General features: G+C 65.3%; 16 protein-coding genes. 10 read left to right on the top strand and 6 right to left on the bottom strand.

Annotation, left to right across the window (positions count from 1 at the left end):
- Window positions 1-220 precede the first annotated feature (220 nt).
- Window positions 221-1,573, top strand: coding sequence for a replication initiation protein (locus tag Q0L30_RS18925; RefSeq protein WP_296659682.1), 1,353 nt, complete (start codon window positions 221-223; stop codon window positions 1,571-1,573).
- 110 nt (window positions 1,574-1,683) lie between these two features.
- Here Q0L30_RS18925 and Q0L30_RS18920 read toward each other — a convergent pair whose 3' ends face one another.
- Both Q0L30_RS18920 and parA read right to left on the bottom strand, forming a co-directional pair.
- Window positions 1,684-2,748, bottom strand: coding sequence for a ParB/RepB/Spo0J family partition protein (locus Q0L30_RS18920; RefSeq protein WP_296659679.1), 1,065 nt, complete (start codon window positions 2,746-2,748; stop codon window positions 1,684-1,686).
- Between the two features lie 24 nt (window positions 2,749-2,772).
- Window positions 2,773-3,435 (bottom strand): ParA family partition ATPase, encoded by a 663-nt coding sequence (parA, locus tag Q0L30_RS18915; protein ID WP_296659677.1) that lies wholly within the window; start codon window positions 3,433-3,435, stop codon window positions 2,773-2,775.
- 460 nt (window positions 3,436-3,895) lie between these two features.
- On the opposite strand from parA, the gene arsC reads away from it, so the two are divergent.
- Window positions 3,896-4,255, top strand: a complete 360-nt coding sequence (gene arsC, locus Q0L30_RS18910; RefSeq protein ID WP_296659674.1) for an arsenate reductase (glutaredoxin) — start codon at window positions 3,896-3,898, stop codon at window positions 4,253-4,255.
- A 456-nt stretch (window positions 4,256-4,711) separates the two neighbouring features.
- Here arsC and Q0L30_RS18905 read toward each other — a convergent pair whose 3' ends face one another.
- Complete coding sequence (locus Q0L30_RS18905; RefSeq protein WP_296659671.1) at window positions 4,712-5,395, bottom strand: hypothetical protein; 684 nt, start codon at window positions 5,393-5,395, stop codon at window positions 4,712-4,714.
- A 168-nt stretch (window positions 5,396-5,563) separates the two neighbouring features.
- On the bottom strand, window positions 5,564-7,846 hold the full coding sequence (locus Q0L30_RS18900; protein WP_296659668.1) for a hybrid sensor histidine kinase/response regulator: 2,283 nt from the start codon (window positions 7,844-7,846) through the stop codon (window positions 5,564-5,566).
- A gap of 590 nt (window positions 7,847-8,436) precedes the next feature.
- Here Q0L30_RS18900 and Q0L30_RS18895 point away from each other — a divergent pair.
- The 8 genes from Q0L30_RS18895 (at window position 8,437) to Q0L30_RS18860 (ending at window position 16,013) form a co-directional block, all read left to right on the top strand.
- Window positions 8,437-8,805, top strand: a complete 369-nt coding sequence (locus Q0L30_RS18895) for a response regulator (RefSeq protein WP_296659666.1) — start codon at window positions 8,437-8,439, stop codon at window positions 8,803-8,805.
- Window positions 8,798-9,421 carry a chemotaxis protein CheC gene (locus Q0L30_RS18890; RefSeq protein ID WP_296659663.1) on the top strand — a complete coding sequence of 208 codons (624 nt, stop codon included), beginning with the start codon at window positions 8,798-8,800 and terminating at the stop codon, window positions 9,419-9,421. The genes Q0L30_RS18895 and Q0L30_RS18890 overlap by 8 nt, the downstream gene beginning before the upstream one ends.
- Complete coding sequence (locus Q0L30_RS18885; RefSeq protein WP_296659660.1) at window positions 9,418-10,362, top strand: sensor domain-containing diguanylate cyclase; 945 nt, start codon at window positions 9,418-9,420, stop codon at window positions 10,360-10,362. Before Q0L30_RS18890 ends, Q0L30_RS18885 begins: the two co-directional genes overlap by 4 nt.
- Window positions 10,363-10,611: 249 nt before the next feature.
- Window positions 10,612-11,463, top strand: coding sequence for a presqualene diphosphate synthase HpnD (gene hpnD, locus Q0L30_RS18880; RefSeq protein WP_296659657.1), 852 nt, complete (start codon window positions 10,612-10,614; stop codon window positions 11,461-11,463).
- Window positions 11,463-12,731: a hydroxysqualene dehydroxylase HpnE gene (hpnE, locus tag Q0L30_RS18875; protein ID WP_296659655.1), complete on the top strand. Its 1,269-nt coding sequence runs from the start codon at window positions 11,463-11,465 to the stop codon at window positions 12,729-12,731. Before hpnD ends, hpnE begins: the two co-directional genes overlap by 1 nt.
- Before the next feature lie 17 nt (window positions 12,732-12,748).
- Entirely contained in the window at window positions 12,749-14,719 is a 1,971-nt protein-coding gene (gene shc, locus Q0L30_RS18870; RefSeq protein ID WP_296659739.1) for a squalene--hopene cyclase, read from the top strand.
- 68 nt (window positions 14,720-14,787) lie between these two features.
- Window positions 14,788-15,456 (top strand): phosphorylase, encoded by a 669-nt coding sequence (locus Q0L30_RS18865; RefSeq protein WP_296659736.1) that lies wholly within the window; start codon window positions 14,788-14,790, stop codon window positions 15,454-15,456.
- A 116-nt stretch (window positions 15,457-15,572) separates the two neighbouring features.
- Window positions 15,573-16,013, top strand: coding sequence for a hotdog domain-containing protein (locus Q0L30_RS18860; RefSeq protein WP_296659652.1), 441 nt, complete (start codon window positions 15,573-15,575; stop codon window positions 16,011-16,013).
- Between the two features lie 97 nt (window positions 16,014-16,110).
- Here the strand turns inward: Q0L30_RS18860 and Q0L30_RS18855 are convergent, their stop codons facing one another.
- Together Q0L30_RS18855 and Q0L30_RS18850 are read right to left on the bottom strand one after the other, a co-directional pair.
- Window positions 16,111-17,157 carry a VacJ family lipoprotein gene (locus Q0L30_RS18855; protein WP_296659650.1) on the bottom strand — a complete coding sequence of 349 codons (1,047 nt, stop codon included), beginning with the start codon at window positions 17,155-17,157 and terminating at the stop codon, window positions 16,111-16,113.
- A complete protein-coding gene (locus tag Q0L30_RS18850; protein ID WP_296659647.1) occupies window positions 17,157-19,784 on the bottom strand; it encodes an MMPL family transporter in 2,628 nt (875 codons plus the stop codon). Before Q0L30_RS18850 ends, Q0L30_RS18855 begins: the two co-directional genes overlap by 1 nt.
- Between the last annotated feature and the right edge of the window lie 11 nt (window positions 19,785-19,795).

Below are 19,795 nucleotides of genomic sequence, written 5' to 3'. Positions count from 1 at the left end.
AACTTGTCCGACTGCACGATCGGGGCCATTCGTGTGGATCGCACGGCACATAACGTTTGCGCGGAACCCGCTCTGCTGCGATGAGTGAGCCTTTTCGGGATCGCCTGGCGGTGAGGTGCGCGCGGCGCGTGCGCATCACCGGCAATGGTGAGAGCGACCCTATAGACGCCTATCACCACAGGCGGTATCCTTTCGCGAAAATCACTCCTCGACCCGACGCATGGCCACGAAGCGCGTGAAAAAAACCGATGTGGTAAGCCCCAGCTCGGCAGAATTGCGCAAGGCCGTCGAGGCAATCGCGATTCAGCCGAAGAGCGGCAAGATCACGCTGCTGACTCGCAAGCTGTTCAACGTACTGCTCGCGGTGGCCCAGCAGGCGGACGAGTCCGGCGATACCTATCGCGCGCTGTTGTCCGACATCGTTGCCAATTCCGCATTCGACTCCAACGATACCGCGCTCGTGAAGGAACACCTTCGGCGCATGGTGTCGGTGCAGGTCGAATGGAGCCAGGGGACGTCGAGTCAGAAGCCGGGCCGCAAGTGGGGCATTTCAACCCTGATTGCCGACGCCGAAATCCTCGAAGATCCTGCCACGCGACGCGTCTGGGTCGAGTTCTCGTTCGCGCCGAAAATCAAGAAAAAACTGCTGGATCCGGTGCAGTATGCGCGCCTCAGCCTGCAGTTTCAGAGCCAGCTGCGCAGCAGCGCGGGGCTCGCGCTCTACGAAATCTGCGTACGTTACCTGACGAACCCGAGCCATCTCACGATGCGCGAAACGTGGGAATGGTGGCGGCCGATCCTGTCGGGCACGCCGGATACCGAGGCTGGCGACGAGGCCAAGCGCGAATACAAATATTTCAAGCGCGACTATCTTCGGCCCGCCATCGCCGAAGTCAACGCGGTCACGAATATCTTCGTCGAGTTGATCGAACACCGCGAAGGCCGCCGGGTTGCCGAGATCCAGTTTCGCGTCACCGAGCGCAAGCAACCCATGCTGGCGCTCGATGAGCATCCGAACGTCTTCGACAGCACGCTCGTCGACCGCATGGTGAAGATCGGCATTCCTTTGAAGGAAGCGCAGTCGCTCTACGCCGATAGTGAGGAAAACCGGATTCGCGCGGCACTCCAGCTCACGGAGCAGCGGATGCGCAGTACGAGTCTGCCGCCTGTTCGCAGCGCGGCGGCGCTGTTCAAGGACGCGCTCAAGAAGGGCTATGCGCCGCCGCTGGATACAGCGATTTCAGGTCCGGCTGGCGCCGGCAAGGGCGCCGTACTGAGCGCGGACGACCCGAAGGCGCGGTTGCTCGACGAATACACGGCGTATCGCCGCAAGGAAGCGCGTGCGCTGTACGACGAGCAAGGTGAGACGGAGCGGGAACTGGCGCGCGAGTCGTTCGAGAACGACGAGTTGCCGGGCCTCGGCACGCATTTGCGCGATGATTGGCGGCGGCGCGGCCTCGAGTCGAAGTTGGGGGAAACCGCGTTCTTCGACTGGCTGGCACGGAAAACCTGGGGTGAGCCGACCGACGGTGATCTGCTCGCATTTACGCTGAGCCAGTCGCGCGCGGCTTGAGCCCGGATCTGGGTTTGCTCTGAGCGTGCGCTCAGTTGCTCATTGCCGGGCAATCCGGCGATGCGATCCCCAGCCTGTTAGGCTGGGGTCGTCTCTCGAATCATCCGCTGTTATTTGGTCTGCAGAATCTGCTCGATTTGATGCAGGATTTCGTCGCGCCGCTCTTTCGACAATCCCTTGAGCCGCAGTTCCAGCCTGTCGTCCCCGTATGATTTGAGATCGCCAACGGATACGCCCTCCAGCTTGATCTCAAGTCGCTGCGCGTAACGTTGACGGCCAGCCGGTTTGGGGCTTTCCTGTGCGCTCGACCTGCCCTTGACGATATCGGCGACCTGACGCGTGCTGAGATCGTCCGCGAGAATCCGGTTGATCAGGCGTAACGTTGCGTCCGTACCGCGCGCCCCGTGATAGCGGCCGACCTGATAGGCCATGTTCGAACCGAAGCGGTCGGTGCGAGCGACCATTTCCTGCATGACCGATTCCGGCAGCTTCGCAATGGAAAGTGCGACCGCAACGGTCGACTCATCAAGCCCAAGGTGTTCGGCGAGTTCGCGCTGGCTCTGGAAGAATTTTTCTTCGATAAACCGCTTCCACACAATCGCGTTGTCGAAAACGGTCTGTGAATCTCGCTGGACATTGAGATCATAGCCGAGCTTGTAGCTTTGAATGCCAACGGGTAGATCGACGACGATCGCCTTGACCGTTTCCTTGTTCGCTTCCTTCAGGGCGCGTACGCGGCGTCCACCGTCGCTGACGTAATAGCTGCCGGGCGCCGCGTAGTCGGGAATGACGTGGATGGCTTGCTGCTGGCCTTGCTTGGCGAGATTGACGGCGAGTTCGGCAATCGACGACTTCAGGTAGAAATATCGCGGATTGAAGGGGCTCGGCTTGATCGCCTTCAATGGCAGTTCGATGATCTGACCGGGGCGGTAGCCGTGCTCTCCCCTCCAAGTACGATATTCGGATGATTCGTTTTCGACCGGGTCGAGCGCACCATCGGCGGGAATCGCGGTTTCGGCCTGGAACTGGCTCGAGCGGCCCGCGTCATCCTGGGGACGCGATTTGTCCTGGACGAGCCCATCGATCGCATTGAGGCGGTCGAGTGCCGTACGCTTTTCGCTGCTCGTCGAGTCAGGCCGCGCCTGAAAGCCTTTGGCAAATTGTGAGGGTTTCATTCAGGGTCCTTTATGCGCATAAAGTCAGGGGAGCATCGCCGTGAGTTCCTCGGCGACGGCGCGTATCTCAAGAGCAGCCAGTCGCGCGCCGCGGTCGCTCATTTGCAGAACCGTTTGGCCGAGCGCCATCGCTTGCTTATACGCTTCGCGCGTCGGAATTTGCGTCTTGAGCAACGGAAAGCCGAGTTCCTCGAGCGCTCGCTTTAGCTCGCGCGTGAGCATGCGCTTTTCTTCCGTCTTGTTGAGCAGGAATACAGCACGCAGATCCTCGTTCATGACCTGTGCTTGCTGAATCAATTTGACCAACCCGACGCTCGACCAATAGTCGGCAGGCGACGACGACGTGGGAACAACCGCAATCGATGCAGCGAGGAGCACGACGCCCGACACCTTTTCCGTGATGGACGGTGGGCAGTCGACCACGATGACGTCGTAATCCCCGATGAATTTCTTGATCTCCCGGTGGATCTGGCCTCCGGCCTCGGAGAGATTCACGACGGGAAACGGGATACCGGCTTCGTCGTCACCCGAAGCACTGGCCCAATGAATTAGCGTGTTCTGGCCGTCTGCATCGACGACGAGGACTCGCTTTCCCTTCTCATGGAATGCGGCACCGAGATGCATCGCAATCGTGCTCTTGCCGACCCCGCCCTTTTGTTGCGTGACTGCGATTATCTCTGCCGCCAATTGGTTTTCTCCCGTTTCGCAAATTGCTAGTGATTTTACCGGGAATAAATTTCAATTCAACGATTATTGTTGTATTCAGGCGGCGGATTAGCCATTTGGCTAAGGTTTATGCGCATAAAGGTGCGTCGCGGGATCGTGACTGCACGATCAGAGTCGATACCGGTGCTGACTGTTCGTGTGAGCTGGTCGCAGTTCGTTATGGACACTGGCTGGTGTCGGCGGTTGCTTTATGCGCATAAAGCCCCGCGAGTGCGGGCACGGTGAACCGATCATCAGATACAACGCCACACGTCTCTCACCCGAGCGGAATCTATCGATAGATGGATTCACGTACCCACGCATCGCTCCAGCCAGGACGACGGGTGCTCCAGCAGCATCTCGGGGACCCCGGTAAAATCCTGCCGACCGGTTGGCCACGCGTGATGTGCCCGCCGTCCACTTGCCCTGTCTTTGCACACCCATGATTACGATCTATCACAACCCCCGCTGCTCCAAGTCCCGCTCTGCCTGCGAGCTTGTTACTCAGACCTGCAATGCCACGAATGAACCGGTCGAGGTGATCGACTATCAAAAGACGCCGCTAACCGTCGACCAGTTGAAGGCACTGCACGCCATGCTTGGATGCCCGTTGCGCGAGATGATCCGCACTGGCGAAGCCGAATACAAGGAGCTGGGTCTCGACGCAGCCGATATCGCCGATGATCAGCTCTACGAAGCAATTGTGAGTCATCCGATTCTGCTCCAGCGGCCCATCGTGGTGCGAAACGGCCGGGCCGTGATTGGCCGCCCGCCCGAGAACGTCGAGGCTCTTTTCGGCTGAGCGCGTCGTCGCCCGGCGCACTGAATACCATCGGCGCGCGCTGCGGGGATCTTGCTTCACACTCGTGTGCAGCTTCATCGTCGCATCGACTGTGAACGTATTAGTCGGCCTGCTTCACAAAGGTCGACTCGCTCGTTAGCCATTGCGCCATTGGTGATCGTTTTGTGTCACTGGCTGGCGCTTATGCGATCGACACACTACGAACTGGCGTGCGCCGATATGCACGACGCCTAAAACGTGAGCAGTGGAAATTCGTCAATCCAATCCCACGCAAGGCCCGTTGGTATCGGGCCTTCGCGTAATTTGTCCACAAGGTTATCCAGAAAAATTGTGGATAAAACACATGCTCTTCGACTTATCCACAATCGATTCCGCTTGCATATGATCGGCCGCCAGTGCGGCTCCCGCGAAGACGCGCGTGGCAGCGCGCACAAGCGTGCTGCCACGGCTGGGCGCTCAGTGCAGCGTCCGATGATGTGAAGGCGTGTCGTCCTCGTATTCGAGGAATTCGTCCGGGATCTGTGGCGCAGCGCCTTGGCCAGGCCGCGTTGCTTCAGGCGCGCCAGGCACGTCCACATGGTGGCCCATCACGGCACCCGCACCTGGTGCGCTCGCCGAGGTCGGCACTGTAGCTTCAGCCTCGGTGCCGGAATGATGTAAATCCGCAGAGGCCTCCGTATCCGCTTGCGGCGTATGCGAACGCGCGGCGGTAACGCGCCGCCGTACTGTATCGGCGAGTTGCGCGAGCCCCAGTTCCTCGAGCGCGGAATGCTCGCGCGCGCCGGGCGTGCCTGGATCCGGCCAGGCCCAGCCTAATCCGTGGGTTGAGATGTCTTGCGCTTGCTCTTCGCGTAGCGTGTCGCGGGCGAGCAGCGCGTGGACTTCGTCGACGACATGCACGCCGACGAGCACGGTCTCCTCGGGCGCCTGTTGCTGTGTCGGGTCCACATCGTGTGCGCCGCCTGCGCGCGGGTCGTGTGCGAAGAAGCCGCCGATGAGGCGTTCGATTCCCGCGAGCACACCTTCACTGTGCGCGGGCACTTCGATGTCGCTTGCCTCGAAGCCCTTCATCATCAGCACGTCCTGCGCGTGCAGCGCGTCATTCCAGGTCTTGAAGCGACCGGTCACGGTCTGTTTCATGGCTACCTCCTCGACGGAACGCATCGCCATGCAGCACATGATGCGCCCAATGTGGCGAATGTGCCCAATACGCATCGCGCGCCGACTGGCGGCGCAATCGCACGTACCGCGCGAGGATTCGCGCCGCCGGTTCAAGCCGCCGGTTCAAGCCGCGATCCACCCCGCGTTTCACCCACCCAGCGTCGCATCGCGCGCATGGCGCGCCCGCGCGGACCGATCGCGCTGAATCTGTTCGAGCATTTTTTCGAGCAGACCAATATCGAACGGCTTCGACAGCACCCGCACGTCGACATGGCGCGCACGCTCCAGTTCCTCCGCGTAGCCGGTCACGAGGATGACCGGCAGCGTCGGCTCGATGGCCTGCACCGCTTCCGCGAGGTCGATGCCGTTCATCTCGCCCGGCATGTGAATGTCGGAGATGACAAGGTCGAAGCGCGGCGCGGATTCGCCGTCCGCATGCCCGGCCGCGTATCCCGCCTCGACCAGCGGCAAGGCGCTCGTCGCATCGTTGGCGCAGGTCACCTTGTGCCCCATCATCTGCAGGAGCGCTTCGGTGCCCGCCGCGACTTCGTCGTTGTCCTCCACGAGCAGCACGCGCAGACCTTCTCGCGGCCTCGTGTCTTCCTTCGGCGGCGCGGGCGGGCGCTGGATGGCGGGCGCATACAGCGCGCGCGGCAGGTACAGGTGCACCGACGTGCCCGCGCCGATTGCGCTGTCGATTGCGGCGAGACCGCCCGAGCGCTCGCAGAACGCGAACACGTGTGGCAGGCCGAGTCCGGTGCCCGTGCCCTTCGGCTTGGTCGTATAGAGCGGCTCGAAGGCGCGCGCGAGCACGTCGGGCGGCATGCCGACGCCGGTATCTTCCAGCGAGACCTGCACGAAGTCGCCGTCGAGCGGGAATCCTTCGCCCGGCCTGAAGCTGATGTTGCGGGCGCGCACGGTGAAGCGCCCGCCGTTGGGCATGGCGTCGCGCGCGTTGACCGCGAGGTTGATGAGCGCAAGCTCGAATTCGGCGACGTCGACCAGCACGGGCCAGACGTCATCGGCGACGTCGATCACGAGCGAGACTTTTGCGCCGAGCGACGCGCACAGCAGCTCGCGGCATGCCGGCAGCCAGCGGCCGACGTGAATGGTCTCGGTGTGCAGCGGCTGCTTGCGCGCGACGCCGAGCAACTGGCGCGTGAGCGACTGTCCGCTCTTGAGCGCGCGCTCGACGGCCGAGAGTTCGCGTTCGAGGCCCGCCGCGCCGCGGCGCCGTGCAATCTGCACATTCGCCGAGACGATCATCAGCAGATTGTTGAAGTCGTGCGCGACGCTGCCGACGAGGTTTCCGAGCGCTTCCATCTTGCGCGACTGCCGGTAGGCCGATTCGATCGAGCGGCGCATCGCGGCTTCGGCCTGCCAGCGCTCCCAGGCCTCCTCCTCGGCGGCGAGGCGGCGCAGCGAGAGCCAGATCACGCACCAGAGCGCAATGGACGGCGTGAACATCGAGATGACCAGCACGCTCAGATGCCGCCACCAGTCCGCCCAGATCGCCGCCGTGCGATAGCCGCACGACACATAGACCGGATACGAGCCGACGCGCCGGTACGCAACGATCAAGTCGCCGCCGACCACCTGCGAGCGCGTGCGCACGACGCCGGACTCCGCGCCGCGCGCGAGTGCCGCGTCGAACGGCGTGTGCCGCGTGATATTCGTCGCGCTGCTGTGTGACGGCGGATAGAGCGCGAGGATCGCGCCGTCGCTGCGCACGAGTCCCATGTTCATCGGCGAGCCCGCGCCCAGCAGGTCGCGGTAGAACGCGCTGAAATATTCGGGCCGAAGCGCGATCGAAACGAGGCCCGCGAACGCACCGGCGTCGTCGCGGCGCTCGATGCCGGTATCGAACACGGCTTCGTGGCTGACCGGGTTGACCATCACGCGCGAGACGCGATCAATCGCGCGATCGTTGCGAATGCCTGTGAAGTCTTCGCGTGTCGCAATCGAAACGGGCGGCGGCGGCGAGTGCCGGCTGCTCGCAAGCAGGTCGCCGTCGCGTCCGAAAATCGATACCGACGCCACTTGCGGATAACCGCCGCCGATCGTGTCGAGTTTTTCGTGGATCTGCGCCTCGTTCGCCCGGATGGCGTCGTCGTCCTCGCCATGCACGAGTTCGACGATGCGCGCTTCGAGCGCCTCGTTCATGTCGAAGACCTTCAACGCGTGCTCCTGGGCGACGCGCAGCGTGCGCAGCGCCGCGTCGGTCGCGTCGGCCTCGCGCGTGCGAAGGTCGTTGTAAGCCATGGCGGCGACGTAGATGCACGGCAGCACGATCGCTGCGATCAGGAGCGCGATCAGCGTGCGGCGGCGCACCGTGAAGTCGTGACCGGGCGCCGCCGGAAACGGCGCATGGTCATTGCGGGGCGGCGGGGGCGTGTGATCGTCTGGCCGTGCAGGCCGGTCTGGAATCATCGTTGGTCGGGCGGAATCGGACAGCAGAAGCTTCCGACATCATAAACGAGCGCGCCAGCGCTCCGGTGCCGTAACAGAAAGACCGGTTTTTATGCGCCGTTGCGCATCGGCATCTCACCAGGTGGATTTTGCTCAATGCACCAAATTCGCGAAAATCCACGAAGCGCAAACGTACACAAAAGGAAAAATATCGTCCTTCAATGAGGGGCGGATCGAATATTTTCAGAAAATTGCCAAATTGGAGTTAATCCTCTTCGTTTCACCATTATCGGTGAGTTGCATTTCATTTCGAATGATTCGAGAATCCCCGGCACGCCAAGTTAATAACGCGCAATAAATTGAGGCGTCTTTCACGGCGATGTTTCATGCCGGAGCCAGGACGGGGTGGCTTTTCTCATGTGGGGCAGGATGGGCACGGTTCGGGGTTGCGCCACGCGGGAGCGTGTTCGCGACGCACCCGCACACGCCTGTTCGCTGCGTGTGCCGAGCCGGCAGTCCGGGTGGCCGGCGCCGGGCCTAAAGAAACTGCGCGTGCGGCCGTTAAACCATCACAACGCAGTCCGTCCCACGCACACTCACAAAGCATATCCATGTCCCTGCCCATCGTGATTGCCGACGATTCGCTGCTTGCCCGAAAGGTGCTCACGAAGGCGCTGCCAGGCGACTGGGACGTCGAGATTTCGTATGCGTCGAACGGGCGCGAGGCGCTGGATCTCTACCGCGCGGGCCGCGCGGCGGTCATGTTTCTCGACCTCACGATGCCCGGCATGACGGGCTTCCAGGTGCTTGAAACCTTGCAGCACGAGGACCTCAATTCGTTCGTGATCGTCGTTTCCGCGGATGTCCAGCCGCTGGCCCAGGCGCGCGTGCGCGACCTCGGCGCAGTGGCGTTCGTCGCGAAACCGGTGACCCAGGAGGCGCTGCTACCCATCCTGAAGGAGTACGGGTTGTATGCCTGATCGAATCCTTACGGAAGTGCAGCGCGACGCGCTACAGGAAATCGCCAATCTCGGCATGGGGCAGGCCGCGACCCGCCTCTCGGCGTTGCTCGACGAATTCATCGAACTGTCGGTTCCGCGCGTTCGCGTGGTCGAGGTGCGCGAGGCCGCGCTGGCCCTGCGCGAGATGACGGGCATCGACGGCCCGGTGGTCGCCGTGCGCCAGGGCTTTCGCTCGGAGATCAAGGGCGAGGCGCTCGTCATCTGCCGCAGCGACGAGATCGGGGCGCTGTACACGTTGAACGGCGGAGCCTACGCCGCGACGGATCGCGAATCGCCGATGAACACCGAGCTGATCTTCGATGTCGCGAACGCGCTCACGGGCGCGTGCGTGTCGGCGATGCTCGACCAGCTCGGGCGGCTGCCCGTGTTCACCCAGCCGGGGCTGCTCGGCGAGCACGTCATGCTCGACGAAGTGTTCCAGCCGGGCCTGCTCGCCTGGGATTTCGCCTTGCTCGTCGAGGTGAACTTCGCGTCGAAAGACCAGCGGTTTCGCGCCCATCTGGTCATGTTGATGGCCGAAGACTCGATCCAGCATGTGAGCCAGGCGATCGACGCCTTGCTGCATAGCCTATGAACGCGACCGTCGACCAGTTGTCGCTGTCCGACCTCGTCGTCGAACGGGTCGGCTTCGGCATTTTCGTGCTGGACCGGGACATGCACGTCCAGATGTGGAACCGCTTCATGCAGGACCACAGCGGGGTCGCGGCAGAAGCCGCGATCGGCCGCCCGATTTTCGACCTGTTCCCGGATCTGCCGCGCCCATGGCTCACGCACAAGGTCAATAGCGTGTTCCAGCTCGGCAGTTTCGCGTTCAGCTCGTGGGAGCAGCGGCCGTGGCTGTTCCGCTTCGACCACGACCGCCCGATCACGGGCGGCGTCGACTACATGCAGCAGGATTGCACCTTCATGCCGCTCATGCGCGGGCGCGAGGTGATCGCCGTCTGCGTGACGATTACGGACGTCACGCACGTGAGCATCATGCAGCGCGAGCGTGAAGAGGCGGTCGAGAAGCTGCGCGAATACGCCGACCGCGACGGCCTGACCGGCATTGCGAACCGGCGCTGTTTCGAAACGCAGCTCGCCGACGAATTCGCCCGCTGGCAGCGCAGCGGCGGCGACCTCTCGGTGCTGCTGTTCGATCTCGACCATTTCAAGCGCACCAACGACCAGTTCGGCCACGTGGCCGGCGATGCGGTGTTGCGCGTGATGTCGCAGCGCGTCTCGAACGTCGTGCGCAAACAGGATGTGTTCGGCCGCTTCGGCGGCGAGGAATTCGCACTGATCCTGCCGTTCACGCCGCTCGCCGACGCACTCTGCGTGGCGGAGAAGGTCCGTCTGGCGATCGGCGAGAAGCCTGTCGAGGTGCTGGGCGTGACCGTGCCCGTGACGGCGAGCATTGGCGTCGCGGCGGCGCGCCCCGGCGCGTCCGGCTACGAGGCCATGATCAACGACGCCGATGCGGCCCTGTATCGGGCCAAACGCGAGGGGCGCAACCGCTCGGTTGCCGTTTCCTGAGCGCGCCGGCGCGGCCCGCCGCGCGATTGCGGCGTGCATAGACTGCGGTGGCAGGCAAAGGTTGCTATACTTTTGCCCGTTTCCGGCCGCCGACAGCATCCGTGAGGACCATCCGCGAGGACGGTCCACGAACACGCCGGCGTGCGCGGTAGCCTCGCGCGTATTCCGCGCGCGCGGGCGACCCGCTTCATGCGGGCCCGAATATCTGAAAGAGCCCCCTGTGCGGGCGCCCCCACAGCGGAGATCGTCTTGGCCGTTTCCAACCTTGTCGTGGACGATACACAACAAATCGACGCCGCTGCCGCTTCGTCGGGCAGCTCGTTTTATCTGGCGATGCGTATCCTGCCAGCGGCGCAGCGCGACGCCATGTACCAGGTCTACGCGTTTTGCCGCGCGGTGGACGACATCGCGGACAGCGCGCTGCCGCGCGCCGAGCGCTCGGCGGGGCTCGATCGCTGGCGCGCCGACATCGACGCGTGCTACGCAGGCACGCCGCCCGCCGCGCTCGCGGCGCTGACGCGCCACATCCATACGTTTGCCCTGCAACGCGAAGATTTCCACGCGATGATCGACGGCATGGCGATGGACGCCGCCGAAGACATCTGCGCGCCCGACGAAGCCACGCTCGACCTCTACTGCGACCGCGTGGCGAGCGCGGCCGGCCGTCTATCGGTGAGGATCTTCGGGATGGCCGAGGAGCCGGGCCGCAGGCTGTCGCATCATCTCGGGCGCGCGCTGCAGCTGACGAACATCCTGCGCGACATCGACGAGGATGCGGACATCAACCGCAGCTACCTGCCGCTCGAATTGCTCGCGCGCGAGGGCATCGCGGCAACGGATCCGCACCAGATCGCCGCCGATCCGTCGCTGCCGCGCGTGTGCGCGACGCTCGCCGAGCGCGCGCAGCAGCATTTCGCCCAGGCCGACGCGATCATGAATGCCGTGCCGCGCGCACAGGTGAAGGCGCCGCGCATCATGTCGGGCGTATATCGCGTGCTGCTCGAGCGAACGCTCGACCGCGGCTTCGATCTGCCGCGCACGAAAGTCACCAAACCGAAAGCGCGCCTGATGTGGATCGTCATGCGCTACGCGCTGTTCTGATGCCAAGGCTCGTCCACGTCATCGGCGCCGGGCTCGCAGGCCTCGCGGCGGCGGTCGGGCTTCAGCGGCGCGGGGTGCAGGTCGCCCTCTACGAGGCGGCCGGGCAGGCAGGCGGGCGGTGCCGCTCGTTTTACGACAGCACGCTCGGCGCGACGCTCGACTGCGGCAATCATCTGGTGCTCGCGGGGCATGCGCAGACGCTCGAATATGCGCGCACCATCGGCGCGGCCGAGGCGCTGGCCGGTCCGGCCGATCCGGGCTTCGCGTTCATGGATCTCGCGTCGCGCGCGCGCTGGGCCGTGCGGTTTTCGCGCGGACGCGTGCCGTTCTGGATCGGCGATGCGAACGCACGCGTGCCGGGTACGAAGACCGCGGACTATCTCGGCTTGCTGCCGCTTTTGTTCGCGAAGCCGGGACGCACGCTCGCGCAGACCATGCGCTGCGACGGTACGTTGTGGGACCGGCTGCTGCGCCCGTTCTTTCTGGCGGGGCTCAACGTCGAGCCGCGCGCGGCGAGCGCCGAACTCGCGGCGAACCTGCTGCGCGAGGCGCTTACGGCCGGCGGCGACGCGTTTCGCCCGCTCGTTGCCAGGAGCGGTCTGTCGAGCGCCTTCGTCGATCCGGCGCTGCGCATGCTGCAACACGGCGGCGCGGCGATCCGGCTCGGTTCGCCGCTCCTCGAGATCGCGTACGACGACGCGGCGCGCCGCATCGTCGCACTCGATTTCGCCACGGGCCGTGTAGCGATCGGCCCTGATGAATCGGTCGTGCTGGCCGTGACGTCGAAGGCTGCCGCCGCACTCGTGCCCGCGATCCAGACGCCGCAGCGCTTCACGGCGATGGCCACCGTGCACTTCGCCGTCGAGCCGCCGCACGGGCTCGCGTCGCCGATGGCGTTCGTGAACGGCGCGGCCAGCTGGCTGGTCGCGGCGCAAGGGCGCCTTTCGGCGACGATCCACGACGCGCACGCCGTGCTCGACCTGCCGGCCGAGACGCTCGCGCTCAAGGTCTGGGAGGACGTGGCCGCGGCGGCGTCGCTGCCGGCCGGCCGCCTGCCGCCGTGGCAGGTCGTGGCGGCGCCGCACGCGACGTTCGCGGCGGTGCCCGACGAAGAACTACGCCGTCCGGGGACGCGCACACGCTGGAACAACCTGATGCTCGCAGGCGACTGGACGGCTACCGGTCTGCCCGCGACGATTGAAGGCGCGATTCGCTCCGGCCGCAAGGCGGCGGAGCTGTTGCTTACCGAGAACATGGAATGCAGATGAACGACTTATCCCACGCCATGCCGGCCGGGGACCTCGCGGGCGGCTTCGCCACCGCCGTTGCCGACCCGCTGGATGCCAGCGTTGCGCGCGCAACCGACGCGATTCTCGCCGTGCAGAAGGACGACGGCCACTGGGTCTACGAACTCGAGGCCGACGTCACGATTCCCGCCGAATACGTGCTGCTCGTCCATTACCTCGGCGAGACGCCGAATCGCGAGCTCGAACAGAAGATCGCGCGCTACCTGCGCCGCATGCAGCTGCCCCAGGGCGGCTGGCCGCTCTTCACCGATGGCGCGATGGACGTGAGCGCGAGCGTGAAGGCGTATTTCGCACTGAAGACGATCGGCGACGCGGAAGACGCCGAGCACATGGTGCGCGCCCGCGAGGCGATTCTCGCGGCGGGCGGCGCGGAAGCCGTCAACGTGTTCACGCGCGTGATGCTCGCGCTCTTCGGCGTGGTGAGCTGGTACGCGGTGCCCATCATGCCGGTCGAAATCATGCTGCTGCCGGAGTGGTTCCCGTTCCACCTCTCGAAGGTGTCGTACTGGGCGCGCACGGTGATCGTGCCGCTGCTCGTGCTGAACGCGAAGCGCCCGCTGGCGAAGAATCCGCTCAACGTGCGCATCGACGAACTGTTCCATCGCGCGCCGGTGACCACGGGGCTGAACAAGCGCGCGCCGCACCAGAGCAAGGGCTGGTTCAGCTTCTTTCGCGCCGTGGACGGCGCGCTGCGCGTGGCCGATCCGCTCGTGCCGAACTACCTGCGCCAGCGCTCGATCGACGCGGCCGTGGCTTTCGTCGATGAGCGTCTGAACGGCGACGACGGGCTCGGCGCGATCTTCCCGGCCATGGCCAACGCCGTGATGATGTACGACGTGCTCGGCTATCCGCCCGAGCATCCGCACCGCGCCATCGCGCGCCAGTCGCTCGAAAAGCTGCTCGTGATCCACGAAGACGAGGCGTATTGCCAGCCGTGTCTTTCGCCGGTCTGGGACACGTCGCTCGCTGCGCACGCGCTGCTCGAAACCGGCGATGCGCGCGCCGAAGCCGCGGCGCGCCGCGGCCTCGAATGGCTGCGCCCGCTGCAGATTCTCGATGTGCGCGGCGACTGGATCTCGCGCCGTCCCGAGGTGCGTCCGGGCGGCTGGGCGTTCCAGTACGCGAATCCGCACTACCCGGACGTGGACGACACGGCGGTCGTCGTGATGGCGATGCAGCGCGTCGACCTGCTCGACAAGACGAACGCGTACGACGAGCCGATCGCGCGCGCGCGCGAATGGGTGGTCGGCATGCAGAGCAGCAACGGCGGCTGGGGCGCGTTCGAGCCCGAGAACACGCAGTACTACCTGAACAACATTCCGTTCTCGGATCACGGCGCACTGCTCGATCCGCCGACGGTCGACGTGTCGGGCCGCTGTCTGTCCATGCTCGCGCAGCTCGGCGAACTGCCGGCCGCGAGCGAGCCGTCGCGTCGCGCGTACAACTACATCCTTGAGGATCAGGAACCCGACGGCAGCTGGTACGGCCGCTGGGGCATGAACTACATCTACGGCACGTGGACCGCGCTGTGCGCGCTGAACGCGGCGGGCATTCCGCACGACGAGCCGCGCATGAAGCGCTCGGTGGAGTGGCTCGCGAAGATCCAGAACGACGACGGCGGCTGGGGCGAGGACGGCGCGAGCTACAAGCTCGAATACCGCGGTTACGAGCGCGCGCGAAGCACGGCGTCGCAGACGGCCTGGGCGCTGCTCGGGCTCATGGCGGCGGGTGCCGTGAATCATCCTGCGGTCGCGCGCGGCATCGAATGGCTGCAAAAGACGCAGTGCGAGGACGGCCTGTGGGATGAGACGCGTTTCACGGCGACGGGCTTCCCGCGCGTCTTCTATCTGCGCTACCACGGCTATCGCAAGTTCTTCCCGCTGTGGGCGCTCGCGCGTTACCGCAACCTCAAGCGGTCCGGCGAGACGCGCGTGACGGTCGGGATGTGACGGTGAGCGCGACTGCATCGACGCGCGCGACCCATGGCGGCGCGCGGCCCGTGGTCGTCGTCGCGGGCATGGCCTTCGAGGCGCGCGTTGCGCAAGGCGACGCGCGCGACAACGTCACGGCGGTGTATGCGGCGCGCGCGGACCTGCTCGACCGCGCGCTCACGGCCGCGCTCGATCGCGGGGCGTCGGGCGTGATCAGTTTCGGCACGGCGGGCGGACTCGCGCCCGACCTGGAGCCGGGCATGCTGGTCATTGCCGATGCCGTGGACGGCCCGTTTGGCCGCATCGAAACCGATGCCGCATGGTCGGCGCGGCTCGCCGAGGCGCTGCTGGCATCCCCGCTCGCGGTGCAGATGCGGCGCGGCGTCGAGGCGGCGGTCGCCGCGCCGCTTACCGGCGCGGCGGACAAGGCCGCGCTGCATGCCGCGACGGGCGGTGCGCTCGCTGTCGATATGGAATCGCACATGGCGGCGGCCGCCGCCGCCGCGCGCAGCCTGCCGTTCGCGGTGTGCCGCGCGATCGTCGATCCGGCCTGGCGCAGCTTGCCCAAAGCCGCGATGGCAGGTCTGCGCGACGACGGCACCACGGCGATCTGGCCGGTTCTGCGCGAACTCGTGCGCGAGCCCTCCCAACTGGACGGCCTGCTGCGCATCGCCGCCGACGCCCGCGCGGCGCGTCAGTCGCTCACCGCCGCACGGCGAGTGCTGGTGGCATCCGGCGCGTTTTTTCCCCAATGACCCGCCCGGGCTATTGAAATACCCAGGGGAAACCCTTATATTTGGTAACATCTCCGCGTTTACCCTAAGCCGTCTCCATGGTTTGGGGATGGATCACTTTACCAGGGTTGCCAGCCATGAATTTTCACACCCGCAAATGGGTCAAGCCTGAAGACCTGAATCCGAACGGCACGCTCTTCGGCGGCAGCCTGCTGCGCTGGATCGACGAAGAAGCAGCGATCTACGCGATCTGCCAGCTCGACAACAAGCGCGTCGTGACGAAATTCATCTCGGAAATCAACTTCGTCAGCTCTGCGCGACAGGGCGACGTCATCGAACTCGGGATGACGGCCACGCACTTCGGCCGCACGTCGATCACGCTTCGCTGTGAGGTGCGCAGCAAGATCACGCGCGAGAGCATCCTGACCATCGAGAAGATGGTGTTCGTGAATATGGGCGAGGACGGCAAGCCCGTGCCGCACGGACGCGAGCGCATCCGCTACGCCGAGGAGGCCTACGAGCACTATCGTCAGAACGCGCAGGCGGGTGATTCAGCCGACGAGACCGCGAAGCACTAAATCCCGCGTTTCTTCGCGCGGAACCCGGAAAGAAAAGCCCCGCCAGGCATCACGCCTGGCGGGGCTTTTTGTCGTGAAGCGAGCTGCGACGTGCGCTTCAGGGCGCCGAAGCAGGCACCGGGGCTGATGCAGCGGCGTTCGGCGCGGCCTTGGCCGCCGATGCAGGCACGGGTGCGGAAGCGGACGTGGGCGCTTGCGCGGCGGACGCCGCAACCGCAGCCGATGCCGCTGCCGGTGCCGAAGCCGCTGCGGCGGCAGCACCTGAATTACCCGAGGTTTCGCCGGGATCTTCGTAATTCGGCACGCCGTTGCTGTTCGCGCCGCCCTTGCCGCCAGCACCGCCAGCGCCACCAGCACCGCCGGAATCGCCCGGATCCTCATAGTTCGGCACGTCGTTCGAATTACCGGATCCGCCGGACTGACCGGGATCGCCGTAGTTCGGCAGCGGCTGATTGCCCGACGACCCGCGCAGCCGCGACTCGCGTTGCTGGCGGTATGCATCGCGCACGAACGAATATTTGTCGAGCGCCGCCTGCGAAAGCAGATCGGTCGCGCCGAGCAGATCCGAACGCACGCTGATGAACTGCGCGATGTACATCGGATTGCGCACGGCAGGGTCGATGTAGTTGAGCAAATTGAACTTCACGTCGACACCCATGCCGATGCCGTCGCGCACCGAGCTTGGCCCGAACAGCGGCAGCACGAGGTACGGACCGGCCGGCACGCCGTAGCGGCCGAGCGTGAGGCCGAAGTCCTCGGGATGTTTCTGCAGACCCGCGGCCGTCGCGAAGTCGATCAGGCCGCCGAGGCCGAAGGTCGAGTTCATGGCGATACGCATGAGGGTCTCGGTGGCGTCGGTGATCTTCAGCTGAAGGACGTTGTTGGCCAGGTTGCCGACGTCGCTGAGGTTCGAGAAGAAGTTGCTGATCGCCAGGCGCACCGGGTGCGGCGTGACCTTCTGGTAGCCCTTGGCAACCGGCTGCGCGATGGCGCGGTCGATCGTGTCGTTGAACTTGAAGATCACGCGGTTGGCGGGCTCGAACGGATCGCCCGGCTTGCGGTCGGGGCCCGTGGCGCACCCCGACGTCACGAGGAGTGCGAGGCTTGCCGCGGCCATGGTCAGCGCGGCTTGCTTGTTTTTCATTAATCGGTCCCTTGGGATTGCGGTCTTGCGCGTCGCGTGACGCGCGGTTTGCCCATCAGCACCGGCTGGAATACGACAGCGCCAATGAGCGTGCAGAACAGTGAGAGCGCGAGCAGCTTGCCCATGCTCGACGTGCCTGGATGATGCGAGAGCCACAGGCTGCCGAACGCGGTGGCGGTCGTCGCGGCGGAAAACAGCACGGCGTGCGTGAGGCTCGAATGGAGGAGGCCTGTCTGGCCTTCGCGCCACGCCATGACGAAGTAGATTTTGAACGCGACGCCTACGCCTAGCATCAGGGGAAGCGCGATGATGTTCGCGAAATTGAGCTGGATGCCGAGCACGACGCACAACTCCAGTGTCACGAGCGCCGAGACCAGCAGCGGAATCAGCGTGCGCAGCACGTCGCCGAAATGGCGCAGCGTGATCCACAGGAGCAGCGTGATCAGCAGCACCGACCACCCCGCCGCTTCGAGGAACGCGAGAATGATCACGTTCGCCGAATGCAGGATCGAGATGGGCCCGCCGATCGCGCCCGGCGCTGCCGCCTTCACCGCGTGGGAAAAGCGCGCGAGCATCTGGTCGTCGTTCGGGTCGACGCCCGCCGGCACGTTCGGTGCGATGTCGACGATCGCTTCGCCCGTCGGCGCCACCCAGTCGCGCACCATCACGGGCGGCAGCGATTCGCGCGTGACCGGCGCGGGCTGCAGCAGGTTCGCCAGCTGCGCAAGCGCGAGCCGGAGCGGCAGGCTGAAGGCCTGTTCGGCACGCTCGCGCGTGGCCGCGTCGGCGCTCGCAAGCTTCGTCAGCGCCTCGGACAGATGCTTCGCTTGCGCGGCGCCCGGGCCCGGGTGATCGTCGGCGGCGAGCGCAAGCTGGTTGGCGGCGCGCTTGAGCGTTTCGACGCGAACCGCATCGGTCACGGGCGCGGCAGGCGGCTGCGTGAGGGCGGGCAGCAGCTGCTGCGCGGCGCCTGCAATCAGCGTGAGTTTTTGCTGCTGGTTGTCGGGGATCAGCGAACTCAACGTCGTGGCGCGCGCGACTTCCGGCAGCTTCGAGAGCTTCGCGGCGATCTTGTCGGCTTCTTCGAGTGACGGCGCGAGCACGCTCACGTTGTTCAGCGAAATGACCGGCGAATTCTTCAGCGCAATGAGCGTCGCCATTGACTCCGTGTGCGGGTCCTTCAGGTGCAGCGGATTGAAGTCGAAGCGCAGATGCAGCAGGAGCGGCGTCGCGCCGAGCACGACGGCGAGCGTGCCGATCAGCACCGGCTTGCGATGATCGGCGAGCCACTTGTCGACGGGCGCGAGAAATGCGAAGCCTGGCGAGCCCGCCTCGCCAGCCGGCTTGAACACGCTGATGAGCGCGGGCAGCAAGGTCATGTTGGCGAAATACGCGACGAACATGCCGACGCCCGCGATCTGGCCGAGTTCCGAAAGACCTTTGTATGCCGTGGGCAGGAACGAAAAGAAACTTTCCGCGACGGCGATCGCGGCGAGCGTGAGCGGCACGCCGATCACGCGCGCGGTCTTGAGCAGCGCGGCGTCGAGCCGGTCGTCCTGATGGCGCGCCTCGCGGTACTTCACGCCGAACTGCACGCCGAAGTCCACGCCGAGACCGACGAACAGCACCATGAACGCGACCGACAGCATGTTCAGCGAGCCGACCATCATGAGGCCGAGCGCGGCCGTGATGACGAGGCCGATGACGAGCGTGATGAGCACGGCGCCGATCAGCTTGCCCGAGCGCAGCGCGAGCCACAGGATCACGAGCACGACGATGGCCGTGAGCGCGCCGTTGAACGCGGCGCCGTCCTGCACCGAGGAGAATTCCTCGTCCGCGAGCGGTTGTTCGCCTGTCAGGCGAACGCGCGCGCCGAATTCCTTATCGAGATGCAGCGACGCAGCGGTCGCGCGGATCGCCTCCGAGGCGTTCGCGCCTGCCTTGAGCGCGCCGAAGTTGAGCACCGGCTGCACGGTGAGGAACGAGAACGCGGGTTGCGCGGCCGAATCCTTGTCGACGAGCCCGCGCCACGAGAATGCGGCCGGTTTGCCGGCCACGACCCGATCGACGACGTCGGCGGCGCTGCCGAGCAGCGTTGCCATCTGCGGCAACTTGACCTGGCCGATCTGCAGCGGCAGCAACAGCGTGGTCGTGAGCGTGCCGGCGAGGCCCGTGAGGCTCGGGTCTCGTGCGAGCTGGTTGACGAGCGGGCGCGCCTGCACGAGCTGGCCCGTGGTCGACAGCACGGTCGCCGTGGGCAGGAACAGCAGGCCGTTATGCTCGAAGAAGGCCCCGCCCGCGGGCTGCGAGACCGCGCCGAATTCACTGGAATCCTTCTTGAGCGCGCTGGCGAGCTTGTTGGCGGCGGCATCGGCGAGTTCGGGCGCCTGCGCTTCGACGACGACGAGCAGCGCCTGACCGCGCTGCGGGAAGGCCTTGTCGATGGCGTCGCCGAGCGAGGCCCATTTCGCGTCGTTCTCGACGAGGCCGCTCACGTCGGTGTTGATCTCGAAATGTTTGGCGACGTAGACGCCGCATAGCACGGCCAGTACGGTTGAGAGTGCGATGACCCACGCCGCACGGCGTACCGACCACGCGACGAGTTGGATGATGAATGGCTTCAGCATACAGGCGAGGG

It is taken from the genome of Paraburkholderia sp. (genome assembly GCF_024281035.1).
GTDB lineage: Bacteria > Pseudomonadota > Gammaproteobacteria > Burkholderiales > Burkholderiaceae > Paraburkholderia.
This window is presented reverse-complemented; position numbering and strand designations above follow the sequence as displayed.

Excerpts from the sequence above, each read along its gene's own strand:
- Q0L30_RS18905 (WP_296659671.1), bottom strand. The coding sequence starts at position 5,395 with ATGAAACAGACCGTGACCGGTCGCTTCAAGACCTGGAATGACGCGCTG.
- Q0L30_RS18850 (WP_296659647.1), bottom strand. The coding sequence starts at position 19,784 with ATGCTGAAGCCATTCATCATCCAACTCGTCGCGTGGTCGGTACGCCGT.
- Q0L30_RS18920 (WP_296659679.1), bottom strand. The coding sequence starts at position 2,748 with ATGAAACCCTCACAATTTGCCAAAGGCTTTCAGGCGCGGCCTGACTCG.
- hpnE (WP_296659655.1), top strand. The coding sequence starts at position 11,463 with ATGCCAAGGCTCGTCCACGTCATCGGCGCCGGGCTCGCAGGCCTCGCG.
- shc (WP_296659739.1), top strand. The coding sequence starts at position 12,749 with ATGCCGGCCGGGGACCTCGCGGGCGGCTTCGCCACCGCCGTTGCCGAC.
- Q0L30_RS18885 (WP_296659660.1), top strand. The coding sequence starts at position 9,418 with ATGAACGCGACCGTCGACCAGTTGTCGCTGTCCGACCTCGTCGTCGAA.
- Q0L30_RS18895 (WP_296659666.1), top strand. The coding sequence starts at position 8,437 with ATGTCCCTGCCCATCGTGATTGCCGACGATTCGCTGCTTGCCCGAAAG.
- arsC (WP_296659674.1), top strand. The coding sequence starts at position 3,896 with ATGATTACGATCTATCACAACCCCCGCTGCTCCAAGTCCCGCTCTGCC.
- Q0L30_RS18865 (WP_296659736.1), top strand. The coding sequence starts at position 14,788 with ATGGCCTTCGAGGCGCGCGTTGCGCAAGGCGACGCGCGCGACAACGTC.
- Q0L30_RS18890 (WP_296659663.1), top strand. The coding sequence starts at position 8,798 with ATGCCTGATCGAATCCTTACGGAAGTGCAGCGCGACGCGCTACAGGAA.
- Q0L30_RS18855 (WP_296659650.1), bottom strand. The coding sequence starts at position 17,157 with ATGAAAAACAAGCAAGCCGCGCTGACCATGGCCGCGGCAAGCCTCGCA.
- Q0L30_RS18925 (WP_296659682.1), top strand. The coding sequence starts at position 221 with ATGGCCACGAAGCGCGTGAAAAAAACCGATGTGGTAAGCCCCAGCTCG.
- Q0L30_RS18860 (WP_296659652.1), top strand. The coding sequence starts at position 15,573 with ATGAATTTTCACACCCGCAAATGGGTCAAGCCTGAAGACCTGAATCCG.
- Q0L30_RS18900 (WP_296659668.1), bottom strand. The coding sequence starts at position 7,846 with ATGATTCCAGACCGGCCTGCACGGCCAGACGATCACACGCCCCCGCCG.